Origin of the sequence: Paraburkholderia sp. RAU2J (assembly GCF_003634845.1) — a bacterium.
Classification (GTDB): Bacteria; Pseudomonadota; Gammaproteobacteria; order Burkholderiales; family Burkholderiaceae; genus Paraburkholderia; species Paraburkholderia fynbosensis.
Map to the genome: position 1 here is coordinate 2,333,405 of NZ_RBXG01000002.1, position 21,666 is coordinate 2,355,070.

General features: G+C 61.2%; 13 protein-coding genes and 2 pseudogenes. 4 read left to right on the plus strand and 11 right to left on the minus strand.

The features are described from left to right. Positions 1-34: 34 nt before the first annotated feature. The 3 genes and pseudogenes from B0G69_RS27920 to B0G69_RS41510 all read right to left on the minus strand — a co-directional run. Positions 35-772 (minus strand): BON domain-containing protein, encoded by a 738-nt coding sequence (locus B0G69_RS27920; RefSeq protein WP_241991490.1) that lies wholly within the window; start codon positions 770-772, stop codon positions 35-37. An 82-nt stretch (positions 773-854) separates the two neighbouring features. Beyond that, positions 855-1,343: a YbaK/EbsC family protein gene (locus B0G69_RS27925; RefSeq protein ID WP_121322941.1), complete on the minus strand. Its 489-nt coding sequence runs from the start codon at positions 1,341-1,343 to the stop codon at positions 855-857. Positions 1,344-1,573: 230 nt separating this feature from the next. Further along, positions 1,574-1,693 (minus strand): annotated as a pseudogene (locus B0G69_RS41510) (IS6 family transposase); the annotation flags it as partial. Between the two features lie 2 nt (positions 1,694-1,695). Here B0G69_RS41510 and B0G69_RS27935 point away from each other — a divergent pair. Then, positions 1,696-1,788 (plus strand): annotated as a pseudogene (locus tag B0G69_RS27935) (IS6 family transposase); the annotation flags it as partial. A gap of 56 nt (positions 1,789-1,844) precedes the next feature. Here the strand turns inward: B0G69_RS27935 and B0G69_RS27940 are convergent. Continuing rightward, entirely contained in the window at positions 1,845-3,992 is a 2,148-nt protein-coding gene (locus B0G69_RS27940) for a molybdopterin-dependent oxidoreductase (RefSeq protein WP_121322943.1), read from the minus strand. Positions 3,993-4,513: 521 nt separating this feature from the next. Here B0G69_RS27940 and B0G69_RS27945 point away from each other — a divergent pair. Continuing rightward, entirely contained in the window at positions 4,514-5,197 is a 684-nt protein-coding gene (locus B0G69_RS27945; RefSeq protein ID WP_121322945.1) for an ureidoglycolate lyase, read from the plus strand. A gap of 489 nt (positions 5,198-5,686) precedes the next feature. Here B0G69_RS27945 and B0G69_RS27955 read toward each other — a convergent pair whose 3' ends face one another. The 3 genes from B0G69_RS27955 to B0G69_RS27965 form a co-directional block, all read right to left on the minus strand. Then, positions 5,687-6,784, minus strand: a complete 1,098-nt coding sequence (locus B0G69_RS27955) for a beta-propeller fold lactonase family protein (protein WP_121322947.1) — start codon at positions 6,782-6,784, stop codon at positions 5,687-5,689. 137 nt (positions 6,785-6,921) lie between these two features. Next, complete coding sequence (locus tag B0G69_RS27960) at positions 6,922-8,475, minus strand: methyl-accepting chemotaxis protein (RefSeq protein ID WP_121322949.1); 1,554 nt, start codon at positions 8,473-8,475, stop codon at positions 6,922-6,924. A gap of 389 nt (positions 8,476-8,864) precedes the next feature. Next, entirely contained in the window at positions 8,865-10,670 is a 1,806-nt protein-coding gene (locus tag B0G69_RS27965; RefSeq protein ID WP_121322952.1) for an ABC transporter transmembrane domain-containing protein, read from the minus strand. A gap of 134 nt (positions 10,671-10,804) precedes the next feature. Between B0G69_RS27965 and B0G69_RS27970 the strand changes: the two genes are divergently transcribed. Then, a complete protein-coding gene (locus tag B0G69_RS27970; RefSeq protein WP_121322954.1) occupies positions 10,805-10,996 on the plus strand; it encodes a hypothetical protein in 192 nt (63 codons plus the stop codon). Positions 10,997-11,391: 395 nt separating this feature from the next. Here the strand turns inward: B0G69_RS27970 and B0G69_RS27980 are convergent, their stop codons facing one another. Then, positions 11,392-12,339, minus strand: a complete 948-nt coding sequence (locus B0G69_RS27980; RefSeq protein WP_241991491.1) for a lyase — start codon at positions 12,337-12,339, stop codon at positions 11,392-11,394. 772 nt (positions 12,340-13,111) lie between these two features. On the opposite strand from B0G69_RS27980, the gene B0G69_RS27985 reads away from it, so the two are divergent. Then, positions 13,112-15,313, plus strand: coding sequence for a filamentous hemagglutinin N-terminal domain-containing protein (locus B0G69_RS27985; RefSeq protein WP_241991492.1), 2,202 nt, complete (start codon positions 13,112-13,114; stop codon positions 15,311-15,313). A 423-nt stretch (positions 15,314-15,736) separates the two neighbouring features. Here the strand turns inward: B0G69_RS27985 and B0G69_RS27990 are convergent, their stop codons facing one another. The 3 genes from B0G69_RS27990 to B0G69_RS28000 all read right to left on the minus strand — a co-directional run bounded on the left by B0G69_RS27990 (position 15,737) and on the right by B0G69_RS28000 (position 21,590). Next, positions 15,737-17,194 (minus strand): cytosine permease, encoded by a 1,458-nt coding sequence (locus B0G69_RS27990; protein WP_121322961.1) that lies wholly within the window; start codon positions 17,192-17,194, stop codon positions 15,737-15,739. Positions 17,195-17,448: 254 nt separating this feature from the next. Next, positions 17,449-20,397: an EAL domain-containing protein gene (locus tag B0G69_RS27995; protein ID WP_121322963.1), complete on the minus strand. Its 2,949-nt coding sequence runs from the start codon at positions 20,395-20,397 to the stop codon at positions 17,449-17,451. Further along, positions 20,394-21,590 carry an extracellular solute-binding protein gene (locus B0G69_RS28000; protein ID WP_121322970.1) on the minus strand — a complete coding sequence of 399 codons (1,197 nt, stop codon included), beginning with the start codon at positions 21,588-21,590 and terminating at the stop codon, positions 20,394-20,396. The genes B0G69_RS27995 and B0G69_RS28000 overlap by 4 nt, the downstream gene beginning before the upstream one ends. Between the last annotated feature and the right edge of the window lie 76 nt (positions 21,591-21,666).

Genomic DNA, 21,666 nt, shown 5'->3' on the forward strand with positions numbered 1-21,666 from the left:
CAGAAAAAGTACCCGACGCGGACCGGCGGCCGGATCAGGCCCGCACGTGGATGCGATTGACGACGCCGTCGATCGCATCCAGACACCAGGCGTCCTGTTCCGCCAGCCGTCTTTCGGCTTCGGTCGCCACCCACCCTGCCAGTGTGATCCGGTGATTTTCCACATTGATCGTGATCTGTTCGGCGCGCACACGCCGATCGGCTTCGAGCACCAGGTGCAAAGCATCGGAAATCTCATCGTCGCCGTCCGCTTCGGCGGGCACCAGTTCCAGCAGGTTCACCACATCGCGGCACCCGCCGACCCACCAGGCAGTCACGCTCGCGAAACGCCTGTGAGACAGGCTGGTCACTTGCCCGGTCAAGGTCACCACGCCATCGTCGACCGTCACCTCGACGACGCCGCTGCCGTCGTTGCCCGCCGGGTCCATCGTGCCGCGCAGTACTTCAAGCTGACCCTTGACGCGCGCGCAGATCACGCAGTGGCGGAACTCAACCGCCTGCGCAAGCCGTTCGCAGATACGCGTGCGCAACTCGCCGTCACCGACCGCCGGATCGGCGGTGACACGCAGCTGATCCACCACACGTGTCCCCTCGCTGTGCATCTGGCTCAAGCGAAGAAGGCGTTTCTTGGATGGGATATCCGGCACCTCGCCTGTCACGGTCAAGGCGTCGCCGTCAAAACTCATATGAATGGCATGATTGTGGAGCTTCAGGTGTGATTCCCGCTCGAAGGCTGCCATCACCTGCTTAAAGACCGCATCGCTGCGTTGCATGATCTGCCTCGCGCAAAGGTTGAGCGACGCAGTGCCTTTTATGCCGCACTGCGCAAGCCTTACCGCATCAGGCGGGCGCCAGTCAGGAAGATGGCATACCCTGCATGCGACGGGCGAAGCGTGCCCGCTCGGCCCGGTCCATCAGATCGAGGAATTGATCCGTACCCATGTGGATCAACTCTTCATGATCGCCGGCCTCGAAATAGACGTCCGGCTGGCGGGTGAGGCTCTCGTCAAGATAGGTTTGCATGCCATAGGCCGTACAGACCGGCGGCAGCGCGCCTACGTTGCAGTCCTTGAACAGTTCCCGCAAATCGACCTCTTTGGCCAGCCAAAGTTGACGTCCGGTCTGTGCCCAAAGCGACGACAGCCGCACTGCGTAGGTGGATGGCAGCACCGCCGCCACATAGCCGTGCTCGTCTTCAAGAAGCACGGTTTTGGCGAGGCGATCGCCGGGAATATGGGCTGCTGCCGCGGTTTCGACGCTGGAATGGCTGAGCGGATGACGCACAACTTCGTACTGGGTGCCCTTGCTGCGCAGGCAGTCCTGGAGAGTGGCAGACATCGACATGACGCACCTCCTCTGGAAGGAAACGAGAAATTGTTACGCAGAACTCTTTAAGGATAGATCGCTTTCGCTAATGTGTGAAAAACCTGCAGCCGGCAGTGCGGCGACTGCGCAGGTGTGGCGGCGTGCAACGGCTATTGGGGCAATCAGGACGACTACTGTGTATGGCATGCCAGTGGTTCCCGTCGCAGTAAGGTAAGCGGGTCAAGCAAAGGCGATATGCGAAGGATCGCTTATGAAACCAACGAGTAAAATTGCTGGGCGGCAGACAACGAAGTTTTTGCCGAACATTTCACCTGTCCTTTCTTAATCATGTGCATCAATTCGATACCACTCAGAATGACGCGCGCGCAGGGTTCGTCAGATCAAGTACTTGAATAACATCGTGGAGCGGGACCATTGGGCCATCAAACGCCGAACCCGACCGATGCTCGGATTTAAGGATTTCAACTGTCGCGCTCGAAAACAAACCGTTCAATTCAAACGGGGGTTCTCTCTTGCGATTCAATCTACAGCTTCGATGCGTACCGGCATCGCGCTCATTACCGGCATGGCGTTGATCGGATCAAGGCCAACTGTTGTGCTGAGCAACTGGTTTGGATTGGCGCCGGCGTACTCTTCGGGCTCCTCGTCGGGCATCGGTCCCCAACCGTGCGAAATGGACACGACGCCTCGGCGCAGTGCCGGGTCCGCTTTGACGATAGCTCGAATGCGGCCGTGCGGCGAAACAATGGCCACGCACTGGCCTTCGGTCAGTCCTTGAGCAGCCAGGTCATCGGGATGCACAAAGGCCGGATTGAACGGCATGCGTCGGCGTACCGCGGGCAGGTGGTGGTACATGGTGTTCTGCACGTCGCGCACGCGCCGCACGGCCAGGCGATGCGTGAACCCCGGCGGCGCCCCCGCTTCGTTCAGTACACCGGCCAGTTCGCGCTCGACGTCGTCCGGCATCACGTCGAAGCGCGCGGTATTCGCTGGCTCGCCGGGCTGCACGATCATCGGTTCGACCTCGTAGATTTTACCTTGTGGGTTCAGCTTCAGTTCGTCAAATGAGATCGAGCCGTGGCGAACCAGGATCGCAAGCAGCTCGTCGGTGGTCGGAGCTGCGCGCATATCGAGGGGAACGTCGTCGAATATGATGGTCTTGCCCAGGCGCCGCGCCAGATCCCAGAACACGAACCAGTCGTCCACGACTTCGGATCCCTCCGGCGGCGTCGCCACGGCGCCCGAGTATTGTGCGTAAGGCTGGAACATGATGTAGGACTCGTAGTCGCGCGAATGCAGGTCGGCGCGCTCGAACATCAGCTTCGGTGGAATCACATAGTGCGCGAGCCGCGCAGTGTTAGTCATGAATGGCTCGATGCATACCAGCAGTTGCAGTTGGCGCAGCGCATCGGCGATGCGGCGCTGGTCGGGCACGGCATCGACTGGATTGCCGCCGTCGACCAACAGCGCGCGGATCTGGCCGGCGCCAGGCGTAGTGATTTCCTGGGCCAGCGTGCCGCTCATCTTCTGGCCGAACAGCATGCCATAGCCGCCGACACGGCTCTTCCAGCCGGATTCCCAAGAACGGCGTGGCGGAATCACTTCGGCGCGGCGCTGGTAGCGTGGGGCGACCACGCCGGGATTCGGTACAGGGTCGCCGGGGCGAGCAAAGCGGCCACACACGACGTTGAGGCATTCGACCAGATGTTCGGCCAGATTGGAGTGCGGCGCCATGTTGGGCCCGGTTCCCGACGCGGCCGAGCCACGCTTGCGGCGCAGGCCGCCGGCCTCCCGGACGGGTTCCGCGAAGGCCGCAGCGGCGGCTTCGAGCGCTTCGACGCTTACGCCGGCGCGCTCGGCGACGTATTCGGGCGTGAACGGCTCGACCGCGCGCGCCAGTCGTCGCAGGTCCTTGACGTAGCGCGCACAGAATTCATCATCGTGCCAGCCGCGACACAGGATGATGCGCAGCAGGCCAGCCAGGACGGTCGGGTCCTCGCCCGGCAGCACCTGCAGGAAGACATCGGCATGGCGGGCGGTCTCTGTCTCTCGTGGATCAATCACCACCAGCTTCAGGCCGCGCTCCTTCGCTTCGTGGAGCTGCTTGACCGGATTCTGCAATGCGAAATTGAACGTGGATAGCGATACCAGCGGATTGGTGCCGACGAACAATAGCGCGTCGGCGCTTGCGTACGGATCTTTGCCGGCAGCCCAGCCGCCCAGTCGCTCAAATGCCACCCATTTGGCCGACTGGTCGATGGTCATAGTAGAGAAAAACGAATTCGAACCCAGCGCCGCGAGGAAGGCGGGCAACATATGATTGGCGGCGAGGTTAGAGTAGTTCATGGTGCCGCGAAAGGCTGCGACCGCATCGGCGCCGTGGCGCTCGATCAGTGCCTCGAGTTGCGCCGCGATCTCGGCCAGCATCACGTCAAGCGGCATCGGCACGAAACTTCCATCGCGCTGCCGTTTCAGCGGATGCAAGAGCCGCTCCGCGCTGTTATGCGCCTCATGCAGATACGCGCCCTTGATGCAGGCGTAGCCGCGCGTGAGCGGATTGTCGCGGTCGCCGCGCGCAGCAACGACGCGTCCGGCGTCGTCCAGGGTCAAGCGTAATGAACAGTTGCCGGCGCAGATGCGGCAGGCGGTGACGGCTTCGCGTGGCACGGCGAGTTCCTCCTGTAGTGCGGCCCCAAACCTCGTACCCACGCACAACTTTCGGCGTAAAGGTTAAAGCCGAGCCGGATACCTGCGAGATGACAGAGCACCCACATATGACTAGCGTTAGATCGCCGCCGGACTGCGGCCGCCCATTCGCCATAATAAACGACGTTCATATTTTAGCAAATAGCCCGACGACCTGTTGCGAGCACCGCTGCCCGCAAGTCCGGCACGCTGCGCCCCGGCCGGGACATCGGGCCTCGCGACGGCCCGTCGCACGAGAAGCACGTCCTCACGAAGATGGGAACCTGTCGATAAAGGGCGAGCGGCGCGTCATGGCCGAACCCAGTCCCACAGGTCACCTTTGTGATGGGCAGAACGGCGCCTATCGCGACGGACCGCCCTCGACCCACTTCCGACGTCAGGTCGACATTGTGCCAATGGCCGTTTCCACGTGGACAAGGGGCGGTCAAACACTTTGTTCGGCCATCGGCGGTCGGTACGTTCTACTCCTGTAGACTGCCGCAATGAACCAGGAAATCGATTACCTCAATCCCAGCCTTCCTTCTGGCCTTCGGCGCGTATCAATGCCCGTGGTCGATGCGACCCCAACAACGCTTGATGGATTCGGCAGGCTTGTAGCAGACCCGAGCGAGTGTTCGATCGAGATTGTGCAGTGGCCGGCAGTGGGTGCAAGGCCCGTTGACCCTGGAACCGGTGATGAGGCAGGCACCACCGAAGGCACGTTTGTGAGCGAATGGCGTGGGGACATTTTGTACGGTCGAAACGATGCTGTGGGCGGCAACTACATCCTTGCGTACGCAGTGGAGCCTGAAGCAGCCCGTGACGACAACACCAATGTACCGGAGCGCATGTTGCTTTGGCACGCGAACTACCACCCAGACGGTGGACAACTGTTCTTTCCTCTCGACCATCGCCCGTTCTACGTTCCCTTGGCGCTGCCCGGGGACGACATAGCGCCAGAGAACTTCGTGTGCTTTCGCTTTGATGGACAGCAGGGCCTCTACATCCATCCAAACATCTGGCATGAAGGTGTGTTCACTCTCGAAGGAACCCAGCGGTTCTTTGACAAGCAGGGCGCCGTCCACGCGCGCGTCTCTGTCGACTTTGCCCGCGAGTTTGGTTGTCTTCTCGAGGCACCGATTGCCCGCGATGCCCAACCTCTTCGAGGCGGCGGCCTACATCGGTAGCGCGAAGGGAACACCCGCTCCCGACCCGTTGGAGTCATTCGAACACGAATCGAGGCCGTCCCCTTCCAGGCTTGTATCGGCCAGCCGCAGGTGGTCGGTCAATAACGCGGCACCGTTCCGCTGCTCGTTGCTAATAATACATTCAAGCAACCCGGCAAGACCGCCAAATGGCTTTCAAAAATTCTGGCGTGGGCACCGACGCTTACCGCTACTGCCGATGGTCAATACATGCCCGCGTTTAAAGCTCATAACAATCGCAAGGGGCTGCAAGCGCGGTCATTCAATCTCAACCTCCGCCTCGCATTCGACGAGCATCAGAGGGCGCACCATGCCGACCGGCGAGCGAGCATGCATCCCAATGTCTGAACCGAACAGTGCAAGGATAAGATCCGGGAAGCCATTCGCAATACGAGGCGTCTGGTCGAAACCGGGTCTACGTCCAGGCCGCCGTCAACCCCTCGGGACTGCGCGGCGGCCTCTCACCAACCGTCAATCGGTGCTCGTACCATCAAACTCGACGATTTCAACCCAGTTCGCCCCCTTACCCACCGGATACTGTCCAATCGCGCTCAGCGCACCGGACTTCCGGTCAATACGATAAGCGCTTAGATTCGCCGACAACTGACCGACCGCCAGCAGGTACGCGCCAGACGGATCGATATTGAACCCACGTGGCTGCTTTTCAGTCTGGTACGTGCCGATACGCGTCAGCTTGCCCGAGCGCATGCTGACCTTATACGCGGCGAGCGTGCTGGATGTGCGCTCCGACGCATACAGAAAACGCCCGTCGGGAGTCAGGTGGAGATCGGCTCCCCACGGTTTGTCACCCGAGAAATCAGGCGGCAGGATGGAGATCGTCTGAATCGGCTTGACCGTGTCGCGCGTGCTATCGAAGGAGAGCACATGCAGTTTGCCGTCAAGCTCATCGATCAGATACGCGAACCGATGATCGGGCGAAAAGATGAAGTGGCGCGGTCCCGATTTCGGTGGCAACGAATACGCGGGCGCGGCGTCCTCAGTCAACTGGCCGTTCGACGCGTCGAACTTGAGACGCAGCCAGGCATCCGAGCCGAGCACCGACGCGAACACGTAGCGATTGTCAGGCGCGTTGCGAATCGCGTGAGCCATCGGGCCCGTCTTGATGATCTGCTGCACTTCACCGACCACCCCATCCGCACCGATCCGGTTCACCGCCAGAAGGTTGCCGCCGTATGACGCGGAAAACAGGTAGCGGCCGTTCGCATCCGTCGAGACATACGCCATGCTTTCCGCGAGCGGCGCTCTGCCGAGTTCGATCAGCCGGCCATCGAGCGGATTAACCGCAAAACTCACCACGCGATACGGCTGCGAGCGCAGCCCGGCATAAAGCCGGAGATGGTCGGGCGAAAACGCCATCGGCATCACCGTTGCGCCGACCGTCACGGTCTCCACGGCCGCGAGCGAGCCATTCGACTTGTCGAGACTGAAAACAGAAATATCCTTGCTATCGGCATTCGATACGTATGCGTACGTTGCGGCCTGCGAGGCGCTGGACACCACAGCGGCCAACCCGATTGCCGCTACGCCGAGAACACCTTTAACGTTCATGCTCACACTCCGGATAGAAATGGTTGAAATCGCCAAACGCTGGCCGGCGCCCACCATCGGACGACGAGCAACGATGCGGTTTTACTTGAGAAACGGTTGCTTGACCGGCGACGGGCGTTGATCGTTCGCGCCGTCTGTCAAGCGGCAAGACGAAACGCCGAGACAGCATCCGTCAGCAACTGCGCCTGCTGCTCAAGAGCGCTCGCGGCGGCGGCCGCCTCCTCGACGAGCGCCGCATTCTGTTGGGTCACCTGGTCCATTTGCGTGACCGCCTGGCCAACCTGTTCGATGCCAGAGCTCTGTTCGATCGTCGCCGCCTTGATCTCATTCATGATGGTGGCCACGCTGCGTACGGCGCCGACAATTTCCTTCATCGACTGCCCCGCCTGCGCGACCAGGTTATTCCCGTTCGCCACGTCCTCGACCGAGGCGCCGATCAAGGCCTTGATTTCACGGGCAGCGTCCGCGCTGCGTAGCGCGAGACTGCGAACCTCGCTTGCGACCACGGCGAAACCGCGTCCCTGCTCGCCCGCCCGTGCCGATTCAACCGCTGCATTCAATGCGAGGATATTGGTCTGAAACGCAATACTGTCGATCATCCCGGTAATCTCGGCGATCCTGCGCGAGCTTTCGCTGATTGCATTCATCGTCTGGATGGCGCGCTCGACGACTTCGCCGCCGCCCTGCGCGACATCCGCCGCGCTCGAAGCCTGTCTGCTTGCCTGCTGCGCATTGTCCGCGTTCTGTTTGACGGTCGACGTCAGCTGTTCCATGCTCGCGGCGGTTTGTTCCAGCGCCGCAGACTGCTGCTCGGTGCGGCTCGACAGATCGAGGTTGCCCGCCGCGATCTCCCCCGCGCCACCGTAAATCGCCTCGCAACTGTTGCGCACGTTCGCCACGGTCTGCGATAAACCGCGCTGCATCCGCTGCATCGCTGCGAAAAGCTGACCGATCTCGTTACCGCTCGCTTCGGGGATGAGCGCCGTCAGATCGTTCGCCGCGATCTGATCGAGCAGGTCAGCGGCCTCCTTCAGCGGCGTCGTCACGATACGCCGCAGCGCGAAATGGGTGGCGACGATCAGCGCAAGCGCGCCGGCCCCCCCGATAACGACCAGACTGACGACCCATTGATATTCGCGCTCGGCCTGCGCAATGGCATCGTTCGACAGCGTGTTCGCCAAGCTCTGGAATTTCTCGACGTTCACCGAATACGCTGCGCCGGCCGCCGTAATGTCGCGATCGTTGATCGCGACATAGGCGTTCGTATCACCGGCACGCACGGCATCGACGGCTTTCTCCAGGATCGCCGCGAGATTGGTCGACGATTCCACCAGCTGTCGTTTCAACCCGTCATCCTGACCACTAAAAGAGGCCGCACCACGAAACGACTGCGTTTCCGTGGCCGCCCGGTCCAGCGTCGTCCCGGCGCTTTTCAACGCCGAGTCTCGTGTCGCCTCGTCGTTGCGTTCCTTCAAGGCCGAATAGGCACGCGTCAGCGCGGCTCGGGTGCGTGTGGAATCCTTGTATCCGTCGTTGACAAGGATTTCCTGCGTCGCAATCTGATGAATGCGAGCAAGATTGGCATTCGCACGACTGAGCGTGGTGACGCCGAGCACCCCGCCGACCAAAATCATCGTGGCAAAGATCAGGAAGATAGCAAGGAGGCTTTTTCGAACCGATACGTGTCGCATGCCGCTTTAGTCCACCGTTGTACGATGACTTGTTTACGGCAGATCGATCGATCTCTTTAAACAAATAGACGTTTCGACGGGCATGCCCGTATTTGGCCGGGGGCGCGGGCGGTCGTCCGCTGGCGCTGATCGTCACTGAGGGGCTGGTTGTACGATAACTCGTGCGCTGTAGAGTGGATTGAGCAATTGCGGGCAAAGGCCGTCACTGCAGGCAGGCTGGTCATTTCTCCGCGCTCGAACCGCAAGACAAAGCGCCGCTAGAGGTTCTTTTTCGGCCGTTCATCGCGGTATGGCGGATGTCCCTTCCTGGCCGCTTATTGCCTTACGCTACCGCGTCACGTCGGTCCGTTGGAGCCCTGCAGTTGCCCGTGCCGACCTGGATCGTGTCTTCACGCCGAGTCGACGCGATCGCACTCGGCGTCGCTCTGTCCCGTATGCGCAACCTGCTCGCCAAACTGCAGGGCGGCAAGCTGGGCATAGAGCGGCGAACTCAAAAGCAAGTCGGCGTGACGGCCCTGCGCGACGATGCGGCCTTGCTCCAGCACGACGATGCGGTCCGCTTGCTGTACCGTCGCGAGGCGGTGCGCGATGACCAGCGTGGTGCGGTTCTGCGCGGCATTGTCCAGCGCCTTTTGTACGAGGCGTTCGCTCGCAGCGTCGAGCGCGCTGGTGGCCTCGTCCAGCAGCAGGATGGGTGGATTCTTCATGATCGCGCGGGCGATCGCAATGCGTTGGCGCTGTCCGCCAGACAGCCGTACTCCGCGCTCGCCTAGAAACGTGTCGTAGCCTTGCGGCAGTTCTTCGATAAAGCCGGCCGCAGCGGCCATTTCGGCGGCCCGCTGCACTTGCGGGAGTGTGGCGTCGGGCGCGCCGTAGCGGATGTTGTCGAGCACGCTGCCCGAAAAGATCACCGATTCCTGCAGCACCACCCCGATTCCCTTGCGCAACTCGACGAGCGGCACCTGCCGCGTCGGGACGCCGTTGATCAGAATGCTGCCGGCCTGTGGGTCGTAAAAGCGCAGCAGCAGTTGGAACAGCGTGGTTTTGCCGGCACCGGACGGTCCAACCAGCGCGACATGTTCGCCCGCGCGGACGTCGAGCGAGAGCCCGGCGAGTGCAGCGATACCGGGGCGGGACGGATACGAAAAGCTAACATTGTCGAAGCGGATGCCGTCCCCGCGCGCCGGCAGCGTGACCGTGGCCTCGGCCTGCACCACCGGCGAGCGTGCCGCCAGCAGTTGCAACAACCGTTCGGTGGCGCCGGCGGCCCGCTGCAGATCGCCCCACACTTCAGCGACTGCGCCCACCGCACCGGCGGTGAACACCGCATAGAGGATGAACTGGGACAACTGGCCAGCCGTCATCCGCCCGGCCAGCACATCCTGCGCCCCGAGCCAGAGGACGAACACGATGGCGGCGAACACCAGGACGATAACCACGGCGGTCAACCAGGCGCGCGCCCGAATGCGCGTGAGCGCGGTCTCAAAGGCCACCTCCACCGCGCCGGCAAACCGCCGCGCCTCAAAGGGCTCCTGCGCATACGACTGGACGGTCGGCATGGCATTGAGGACCTCGCCCGCCAGCGCGCTCGCGTTCGCTACCTTGTCCTGGCTGGCGCGCGAGAGGCGCCGCACGCGCCGACCGAAGATAACGATGGGAGCGACCACCACCACCAGCGTGGCGATGATGTAGCCTGACAGCACAGGGCTGGTCACTGCCAGCATCGCCACGCCACCGGTAAGCAGGAAGAAGTTGCGTAACCCCAGCGACAGGCTGCTGCCCACCACCGTCTGAATCAAGGTGGTGTCGGTGGTGAGCCGCGACAGCACCTCTCCGGTCTGCGTGGTTTCGAAGAACTGCGGGCTCATCTCCAGCACGTGGTCGTAGACCGCACTTCGCAAATCAGCCGTGACCCGCTCGCCCAGCCACGACACGAGGTAGAAGCGCAGTGCCGTGGCGCCGGCCAGTACCAGCGAAACGGCGAATAACGCAAGGAAATAGCGATCAATGTGCGCACGGTCACCCGCGGCGAAGCCGCGGTCAATCAGGTATTTGAACGCCACCGGCAACGCCAGGGTGGCGCCCGCCGACGTCACCAGCGCCAGGAACGCGAGCGCCCAGCGCCCGGCATACGGGCGCATGAAGGGAAACAGGGCAAACAGGGGGCCGATTGAAGGCGGGACAGCGTCTGGCATGAGGATTCCCGAGCGGGTAGAAGTTCATCTCGATTGTGCCAGTCCTACAGATTCGAAGGCAGCGGTCGCGTGCTTGCCGCGACCGCCCGTATGTATCAAGATCAAATCGATCTTCTCAGGAATGAGCTATTCCCATGACAGACAAACCCGATCCGGACGAACTGAAAGGACCCGGTGGCTTGACGTTGCGCCAGATCCACCAACAGGTCCAGAAGAGCGTCGAGCGCGACCGCGAAGAGCAGGCAAAGCGCAATACTACCGCTGCGCAACAGAGCCGATGGCAACGCTGGGTACGCTACGTGTGGGGCCGCAGCGGCCGTCGCTAACGATGGCTCGATACGCAATGCGCCGGTCGCGGTTGCCGAGTCGGGAGCAAACATGCATCGCCGAGCCCGGCCAGCCATAGCGTGTCTGCGAACGGCAGGACGCGACCCAGGTCGTGTAAAAACGCGACGCGGGCGCTGTGACGATTTCACGCGGTCAACTACAGCCATCGACGGCCTAAAGGGGCCGTCTTACGCTGCCATCGACTTTTAGACGTGGGCGAGTTGTGCGTGGCTCGTGCCTCACGGTTCCGCTAAACGGATTTCTGCCCCTGTTCGTGGATTTGCCGCAGCGTCATGCCACCAGGGGCCCTTCAGTTTGTCTGGATCGGAATCGGGATCGCGATCGGAATCCTCTGTCATGGAGTTGCCTGGAGACGGTAACGGTCGCTGAGGCGTCACTTGCTGCCGACAACCGCTGCGCCGGACCGGTAGCGCAGCAAGTGATCCGTACCAGACTCGGACAGCCAGACTTCTCCCGGCCGGCCCATCATCTGGCGTACGTTCGCGTGTGGGCGCGGCAGCGCAAACATCTCGAATCGTTCCGTTCGTGGGTCGAAGCGCACTAGCGCGTTAGCGCTCCATTCGCTGAGCCAGACGATGTCTTTGTCGTCGACGAATATCGCATACACATGCGGATCGGAGCCCGGCAGTTTCCATTCGCGCCACCGATGCGCCGCCGGGTCGAACACTCCCACCTTCCCTGCGTTCCACTCGCTGATCCAGACGCGTCCTTTTGAATCGGACCATACCCGGCGCGCTCCCTGTTGCGCTGTTGGCGGCTCGATGACTTGCGCCGCGCCGCTCTCCGGATCGATGCGGCCGAGGTAGCTGCCAGCTAGTGAAGCGAAGTACAAGCTGCCGTCAGGGGTGACACAGATTCCATAGGCACCCGGCCCGCGCGGCGCATTGAACACGCGCATGCTGCCGCTTCCCGGGTCAAGCTCACCATAGATTCCGCCTTGTCCGGTAAACCACAGGTGCCCGCGTTTGTCGAAAACGGCCGTGTTCAGGTTGGCGTTCTGTCGGTCTTTGGGCAACGGGAAGCGCGCGACAGCGAGTGTCTTCGAATCGACGCGTACGATCGCGTTCAGCCCGCCATCGGTAATCCATGCTGCTCCATCCGGACCGACGATCACGCCGTGCGGCGCCGATCCGTTGCCGAGCGGGACCCGCTCCGTCTTGCCGCTGCGCGGGTCCAGCCTTCCGACTGCGCCTTGCGCCTGCGCGGTGTACCAGACGGCGCCGCCAGGCGCTGGCGCGACATCGTGCGGTGCGCTGCCGGAGGGAATGGCAAACGAGTCGAACGAAGTGGACTGAGCCTGTACTGAACCTATTGCTAACATCGCGCCAACAAGAACCGAAGCAAAATTTCGGAAGAACCGGGACTCGCAGATTTCCTTCCCCGTCGCCGAAGCCGCTGCATTTGCGATGTGAATCACGTCCGCCTCCGTAACCAGAATTGGCTTGCACACTGGTGCCACCTTATTGTGGCACTAACCGGAAGAATTCTCGGGTTGGGCGCAGACAAGGCGTGTGGCAGGCATTTGGCTGCGATTACCAGGTGGCTGGGTGGCCGCAATGACGCAACACGAATACTGTTCTAATTCGTGCGAGCCAAGGCCCGGCTACGCGCGCGGTGTCCGTCCTATGGAGGCGAATACGTGAATTCGGCGATCCAGCGTCATTCGCCCCTCTCGTTGGACGGACGTTCAGACATCGGCTCCGCATTGCAACCGGGCCCCGGCCTTTGGACACGGACTCCGCTATTGTCTATCGCGATCTGCTGTCCACAGTTCGTGTCACAAACCAACTGAGAAATCACGGTCGCGTCCTTGAGCAGTTTGACTGGGATTTCGTAGGTGCAGCATAGTCCTGCCACACAACGGAAGTGGCACAAAAGGTCCCACGGGAAGGCACAAAACGCTGAGATATCGGCGTGCATCCGCGACGCCAACTGCCCTATTCTTCAGATGCTGCGACTCACGCGTTTCCGGTCGGCTCTGCCGGTCGTCGGCAGCCATTCCGCGTCCCACGCGGAAAGGGGGGTGTATGTCACGTCCAAACCCATCTCGGCCCGCGCGGGGCGCACTGCGTCGTCGGCAGTTAACCGGACGCATGTGGCTCGCCATCGGCAGTTCGCTTATCGGGCTGTCCTTTGCACATGCGACGCTCGCGGCGGGCGTCCTTCCAAAAGGCGGCACATACGTGGCCGGCACGGGCGCGATAGCAAGCCAGGGCAACGGCCTCGTGATCACACAACCGGGTTCGACGCGCGGGGTGATCGACTGGAACAGCTTTTCGATCGGCAAAACCAACAGCGTTACATTCGACAACGGCTCCGGCGCGACGCTGAACCGGGTGACGGGTGGTTCGCCCTCTGCCATCCTCGGCAGGCTCAGTGCGACGGGCAGCCTCTATGTGATCAATCCGCAGGGAGTCGTGGTCGCGCCATCGGGCGTGATTACCACCGGCGGACGTTTCGTCGCGTCGACGCTGGACATCTGCAAGGACGCGTTCGTGCAGGGCAGCGGCTCGCTCACGCTGTCGGGCAACTCGAACGCAGCCGTGATCAATCTCGGCAAGATCAGTTCGGGCGGCGGCGATGTGTTCCTGATTGCGCGACACGACGTCATCAACGCCGGCACCGTCGCAGCGCCCGACGGCACGGCCGAACTGGCCGTGGGCGAGCAGGTGCTGCTGCAGGACTCGGCCGGCAGCAGGCAGGTGTTCGTACAGGCAGGCAGTCAGGGCACGGTCGTCAACAAGGGGCGGATAACCGCCGCGCAGATCAGTCTGCAGGCCGCCGACGGCAACGTGTATGCGCTCGCGGGCGGCGGCACGCGCATCCGCGCGACGGGCACGGCCAGCCGCGGCGGCCATGTGTGGCTGGTCGCCGACAGCGGCCGTGTCGAGCAGTTCGGCAAGATCACCGCAAGCAACGCGGACGGCAGCGGCGGAACCGTCGATACGCAAGCGGCACAACTGGTCTTCGGCAGGCACGCAGCGGTTCACGCGGGGAAATGGAATCTGTCGACGCCCGACTTCACGATCGACGACTCGGCTGCGCATACATTGCAGCGCAGCCTGAACGCGGACACCTCGGTGGACGTCGAGACGACGGGCGCCAACGGCGCGACGGGCGACCTGGGCGTCGCGTCGAGCCTGCGCTGGCACGGTCCCGCTTCGCTCACGCTTGCCGCATACCGCGATGTCTCCGTCGCGAACGGCACGACGATCGCGAACAGCGGTGCGGGCAATCTGACCTTGCGTGCCGACGCCTCCGGAATCGACAACAGCGGCAGTGTCGTCAACGGCGGCACGGTCGACTGGTCGAAGAGCACGGGCATCGTCAGCGCGCTCTACGATATGAACGGCAGTTTCAGCCCCGGCACGCTCGTCAGCAATGCGACCTGGCAAGCGCCGCTCTACAGCGGACTCGTCACGCAGATAACCGGCTATCAACTCGTCAATTCGGTCACGGACCTTCAGAACATCGGAAACAATCTTGCCGGCAATTACGCGCTAGGCAAAGACCTCGACGCTGGCAATTCCGCGTTCCAGACGCTTGGTTTCGCTGCCGGCACGTCGTTCACGGGGCAGTTCGACGGTAGGTGGCATACGATCTCCAACCTCTCGCCGAGCTTCGATGCGGTGTTTGGCGATATCGGTCCAAGCGGCGTCGTGCGCGACGTGAACGTCAACGCGAACGTCGGCCAAGTGTATTTTTACTTTGTTAACGGGACCGCGATACTCGCCGTTCAGAATCACGGCGTCATTGCCAACGTGTTTACGTCTGGGGTCATTGCCTCATGGAACCTTGGCAACGAGTACGCCGGGCTTGTCGCCACCAACTTCGGGTTAATCGCGCGATCGGGCAGCAGCGCTACCGTCACGGCGGATGGTAATGTCGGTGGGCTGGTTATCGGTAACGAAGGTACGATCACCGAGTCATACGCCACTGGCCCAGTCTCGGGACTTAGCTCGCACGGTCCAGCGGGAGGACTAGTCGGGGGGTTCAGCGGCGGAACGGTCACACAGTCCTTCGCGTCGGGCCCCGTGACGGCGGCGGTATCGCTTGAGGTCGGCGGTATCTGCGCCAGAGGCTGCGGTGGTCTTGGGAACGACGTTTACTGGGACGTCCAGACGACGGGCCAACCGTCGAGCGGCGGCAATCTGCCGGCGTCGAACGGGCTCACTACCGCCCAGATGAGCGACCCGAAAAGTTTTGCTGGGTGGGACTTCGGTCCTAACGGCGTGTGGGTGATGCTACCCGGTGCGACCCATCCCGTTCTCGCCTGGCAAGTCGCCCCGCACTGAACCATGGTCTCCGAGCCGACGCTGTTATAGGCGTCTACCGCGTTGCGCGGCGCGCCGGCGTCGTTTCTGCAAGATCCGCCTTGCCGCGGTACCCGACACTGATCAATTGCGACGACCGATGTACTCCGGAAACCGCCGTTCGGTGGGTGAATGCGCGAACGGCCGAGCCGGGTCGATCTGGTGCGTTCGCCGTCGGCCGCGTTCAGCCATTTTCAGACGTTCGTCGACGCCGTTGCGCGGACATTCGAACGTCGGGTTCTGGCCGAAAGTGCCCTTCTTTGAACGATGTCGTCAGGCGGGTCGTCGGCCAAATCTGCGACTCGCGAGCTGCACGCGGCTATCGTGACCGACCGCCCGCTTCCGGGAGGCACCCGCCGGTGCCGCGCCAGTGCTTGACCCTACCTGATCGGGATGGAAAGACCCTTAAACGCGGGTCGGGGCGATCGCGGTACGCGGCCGCAGCGTCGCCATGATGAGGTACACGCCGCCGCCGATCACTACGCCGAAGAACCAGCCATATGTATTCCACCAGGCCGGCAGCAGGTCGGTGAAGTTAGGCAGGAAGGTCGAAAACACGCTGCCGACCGCCGCCGCGGCCAGCGCGTTGACGTTCCAGCCGCCTTCGTAGCGATACTCGCCGTGCTCCTGGTAGAGCGCCGCGACGTTGATGTTGCCCTTGGCCACCAGATAGTAGTCCACCAGGATGATCCCCAGCAGCGGGCCCATCGTGGCGCCGATGGCATTGACGAAGTGCGCGGCGTTGCCTTCCCACGGCGCAAACGGGTAGAGCGCGAGCGCGATGGCTGCAGCGATGAAACCGCCCTTCTTGAAGCTGATCTGCCTGGGGAACGTGTTGGAGATGTCGAACGCCGCCGAGACGAAATTGGCCACCACGTTGATGCCTAGCGTGGCGACTGCGAAGGTCACCGCCGCGATGAGCGCCAGTATCCAGCTGTCAAACTTGGCTGAGATCTGCTCGGGATGCAGCAGCACTTCGCCGTACACCCTGAAGGCGGCGATGGTGGTGACGCCAGCGACCAGCGAGAACGCAATCAGGTTGACCGGCAGGCCCCACAGATTTCCTTTCTTGACTGCGTCGCGGTTTTTCGCATAGCGCGAGAAGTCGCAAAAGTTCAGGTACAGCGCCGCGAAGTAGGTGATCCAGGTCGCGCCTACGGCCATCAGCGCCCAGAATGAGCCGGGCTCGCCGCTGACGCCGGCGTCTTTGGTCTTCTCGAGCAGCGCGTCCATCGGAATGCCATGCTCGAACGAGAAGCCGCCGGCCTTGACGCACAGGCCGATCGCCAGGATCAGCATCGCGATCCACACCGCCGGACCGGCCAGGTCTTGAAATTTGCGCACCGTTTCCATGCCCTTCTGGATGATGAGCAACTGCAGCGCCCAGACGATGAAGTAGCAGATCACTTCCAGCCCCGAGTGGCCGAGGAAGTGCGTGCCCTTGTGGAACTCCATCAGGCTGGTGCTGCGGATCAACAGCGCGACTATCGCGCTCGAAGCCGCTGCCGTCTGCGCGCCGTACCAGAAGCAGGCCACCACGGCGCGCACCAGCGCCGCGAGGTTGGCGCCCCACACGCCGAAAGAGGCGCGCGCCAGCACCGGGTATGGCACGCCAGTCTTTTCGCCGGCGTAGCCGATCAGATTCATCAGTGCGAAGATCACGAGTGAGCCGAGCCCGATCGCCAGCACGAAGTTGGTAAAGCTGCCGCACAGCAGGAACAGGCTGGCGGCGAGGTAGTAGCCCCAAAGGCTGTGCACGTCCGAGGTCCAGACGTTGAAAATGCTAAAGGCACCCCAGTTGCGCACCCTGGCGGGTGCGAGATCTTCGTTGTAGAGGCCGGGGGAAGGGTTGCGGATTTCCATTTGTCATCTCCTTCGAGTTCGTGGAACTGAGGAAACACCGCAAGACGACCTTGGGCGGCGATGCCCCCGCGTCTGAACAAGCTCGTATGCAAGAACTGTATGTACTTTGCGGCACAGCTCTGAATGGGTTAACCCTAATTGAGCTGCATGCCGGCGCAAGCCAACCGTCCGGTCCCGAACTGTTTCAACCGTTCGAGACTACCGTGACCGGGGCTCGTTTCTCGATACCTGGCATACACTCGTTCGGCAATTGCTCACGATTCGTCGCGCGCCTCCTGGTGAGCCGCCTCCCTGACTGTCGGCCACACCCGCTCCTCGAATTGATCAGACGGAACCGGCTCGGAATACAAGAAGCCTTGCGCAAAGTCACAACCCACGGCGGCGAGAAAATCACGTTGATCCGCCGTCTCGACCCCCTCGGCGATAACCTGCAATCCCAACTTGTGCGCCAGCATGACCATTGCTTCGCAGAGCGCCTGATTGCCGCCGTCGAAGCCGAGGTTCTGTACGAATGAACGGTCGATCTTGAGATAATCGATGTCGAAGCGCTTCAGATAGGCTAAGGACGAGTAACCGGTCCCAAAGTCGTCGATCGAAATCCCGATTCCTGCCTCGCGGAAACTCAGCAACTTCCCGTTCAATTCGGCGTCCAGTAACAGCCCTTCGGTTATTTCAATTGCCACGCTCTGTCTAGGCATGCCTTGCCGAATGAGGTACTCCGACCATTGGATACACACCAGATTGTCCTGGCGAATCTGCACCGGCGAAATGTTGACGCTGATCTGAAACGATGGATGGAATCGTCGGCGCCATTGATGCGCCTGTCGCACGGCCTGTTTGAACACCCAATCGCCGATAGGAACGATGAGCCCCGTCTCTTCGGCCAATGCGATGAAATCCAATGGACTGATCGTGCCGCGTTCAGGGTGCAGCCAGCGAATTAGCGCTTCAGCTTTGTAAATTTCGCCAGTCGCCAGATTGACGATAGGCTGGTAATAAACACGGAACTGTTCGGCTTGCAGGGCGGTACGTAGATCGCTGGTGAGACGCCGGCGCTTTTCTGCCGCCACTTGCAACTCGGGCGTAAAGTAGTTGAAACGGTTGCGCCCCGCGGCTTTGGCCGCGTACATGGCCTGGTCGGCATTCTTGAAGAGAACATCCAGTTCTGTCCCGTCGCCAGGGTAAAGCGTGACACCAACACTCGCAGAAATAAAAGCGTCGTCCGGACCAAGCTGGAAGGGTTCGGCCAGCGTGGCGATGATCGTCTTCGCGATCTGTTCGATGCGGCCGGTGTCGTCCAACTCGGGCAGAATCACCGTGAACTCGTCACCGCCAAGTCGAGCGACCGTGTCGAATTCACGCACACACGAGGTAATGCGCCTCGCGGCCTCGATCAGCAGGATGTCGCCCATATCGTGTCCGAGCGAGTCGTTGACCTCCTTGAAGCGATCGAGATCGATCAGCATCAAGGCCATCGGCCGCCCAGAGCGATGCGCAACACCGGCTTCGTGCTCCAGACGGGCATGGAACATCTGGCGGTTCGGCAGGTGGGTCAGCGCATCGTAGTTGGCCTGTTTCCATATGGTGGCCTCGAATGCCATCCGGTCGGACAAATCGCGACCGACCGCCAGCACGGAATTCACCTGACCCGACGCGTCGATCTCTGGAGTGAGCCGAATATGGCTGCACTGTTCCTGTCCGTCCTTGCTGAGCCATCTAAGTTCGAAGTGGCGGCTTTTCCCGGTTGTAATGGTTTCGCTTATCTTTTTCTCATACGCGAACGCGTTAGCGCCGCCGGGAATCTCCGAGGGCCGTTTGCCGAGCGAGTCGCGAAGGCTGCGGCCCGCCGAGACGCAGAAAGCCGGATTGGCGTAGGTGCGGCGCAGCTCCCGGTCGTAGCGTGTGATCGTGTCAGGTGAATTCTCGATCAACGTGCGCGACTCCTGCTCTTTGGCGACGAGCTCCGCCGTTCGCTCGATGACCGTCTGCTCCAGCGAAGCGTTGATCTCGTTGATCTTCTGGATCTTCTGCCCGATCGCCGCACTCATTCGTTCGAACCTGTGCGCCAATCTGCCCAATTCATCCTTTACGCCAATCTCACTGCTCGGCTCCACCGACGCTGCCACCTCTGCGCCTGCATCGCTACCAGCGTCATCCATCCTTTGCACCAGATCTTTGAGCGGTGCGGAGATGCTGTGGGAAATGAAGTTGGCGAGGAAGATCGAAAGCAGAAACCCCGAAATGCCCACCAGTATGATCTGGTTGCGTACGGACTGTGCCTCCGCCGTCAGGTTCTTCTCCGGGATCGTACTGACCACATACCATTTCGTGCCGGCAATACCTGTGTATGCAGCGAGATATCGGCCGCCATGCTTGCCATGGAAGTCGACGAAGCCATTTGCCTCGCCGCGTGGATTGGCGTTGGTGATTCTTTCGAGCAGACCCGCTTCAGCCTTTCCGTCGGTGTTCATTGAAGAGCCGTCGGCACCAACGATCAGCTTGTCGCTGCTGGCGTCAAGTACATAGATCTGCGTTCCACTGCCCACGGCGACGTCATTGAAAATCGCTGAGAAGTACTCTGGGCGGATCACTAGAACGAGATTACCGATCTGCCGATTGTCGCTCTTGCCGATGATTGCACGCACCATCCCCAGATCTTGCTGACCGGCCCCGTTGTCATAGCTACCCCAGTAAGGCCGGCCATTTCGATCGGGAGCCTGCTCGACCAGACGCACCACACCCCGCGTCAATTGCGCGAACGCCTGGGAGTCGGTGATCCGGTTGTCCTTGTCGAGCAGATATTTCTGGTTGATGAAATCAACCGCGCCGTAATGCTTCAGGAGAAGCCGGGTCAGGTCCTGGCGAGCTTCGCTCTGCTCCTTTTCATTGCCGCGTGCGACGCGGGTCAGCGCGTCCTGAACCTGGTCGGAGAGCACCAGAAGGCTGCTCTCCCTCTCGATCTGCTCCATCCGCAAGGAGATGTTTTTGGATACCTGTTTGACGACCTCTTTGGAAAATATCTCCGCTTTCTGCTTGAGCGCTGCTGTTGACTCCACATACGAAATGTAGCTGGAGACAAGTATCGGTATCAGCGAAAGCAGGATGAACGCGGTTATCAGCCGGTAGTGAATTTCCACACGGCGCAGCAGATCCAACGAGAAGTAGGCGAATGCGCTTCGCAGCCAGGCGATCAGTGGACTCATTTGTAGTGCATCTTCGCTTCATTCTTAACGGAGTCGTCCAGCAGTTTTGCAGCCTGCCTTGGCGTGATCTTTCCGAACAGCACATCCTGCATCAATCGATGCAAGCGCTCGATGGAATTAGACGGTAGAACCGAATAGTACGGGCTGCCAGTTACAGCATAGCGACTGACCGCGTTCGTGTAGTCAACCATCTTCTGATCGCTCACGACCGTCCCGGGGAACTGCTTGAAAGGCGGAATGTTCTGGCGTTTCATCTGGAGAATAGAAAATCCCGGCCCCGCGATGAACTCGAGAAAGCGCATGGCCGCAGCCTTATTAGGCGTTTCAGACACCGCAAAGCCGGTTTCGCTGCCGATTACGGGTACTACCTGCTCGCCTGGCGAGTTCCAGGGCGGCATGAACACGCCAACTTCGAAGGGATTGCCGTGCAGCAACAGACCGGCTGCCCAACTACCGTGAAAAGCCATCGCTACCTTGCCTTCCTTGAATAGCCGGATGCCGTCGTCGTAGCCTGTCGCCATGAATGATTCCTGTGCGAAACCACGTTCCGGCACGAGCCTGATCCGGGCGAAAATTTCCGCTACCTGAAGGGTATTCAAATCCAGCGTGCCATCGCTGATCTTGTTCTTCCAGTCCGGCTCGCGCGCAACCACGCTGTTAGCAAAGCCCGAACTGAAGGGACCGTTGCCGAGCATATTCGGGAACCCGCCATTCCACATTATCGGCGTATAGCCAGCGCGTTTGAGCTGTTCGCAGACTGCCAGGAATTCGTTGAAATTGGTGGGCAGGTTCTTGATGCCTGCTTTCGCGAACATCTCCTCGTTGTAATAGATCGCAGTGGTGGCCATCCCTCCCGCTATTCCAAAGTGCCTGGACTGGCGGCTGGTCCAGTCCTTCTTGAGAGGATCCAGCATGTTCTTCCAGGCGGACGTCTTGCTGACGTCGGCCAGCAGCCCTTGATCGGCCAGGTCGGCCCCATAGGCATTCGGGTTGATGCTGACCAGGTCGGGCAAATTGCCGGTCGCGATCCGCGGCTTGATATTTTCTTCGACCGAATTGCCGATCATGAACTGCACGTTTACGCGTATGTCCGGGTTCAGCTTGCTGAATTCAGCGGCAATCCGGAGCATTTCCTCGGGCCAGTCGGGAGCCCAGACCAAGGCGGTGATGGCGGTACCGGTCGGCGCGCTCATGCCCGAAGAACCGTGGTCCCGCTGATGGCAACCACACAACGAGAAAAGAATGAAACAGGCCAGGACCAACAGCCAC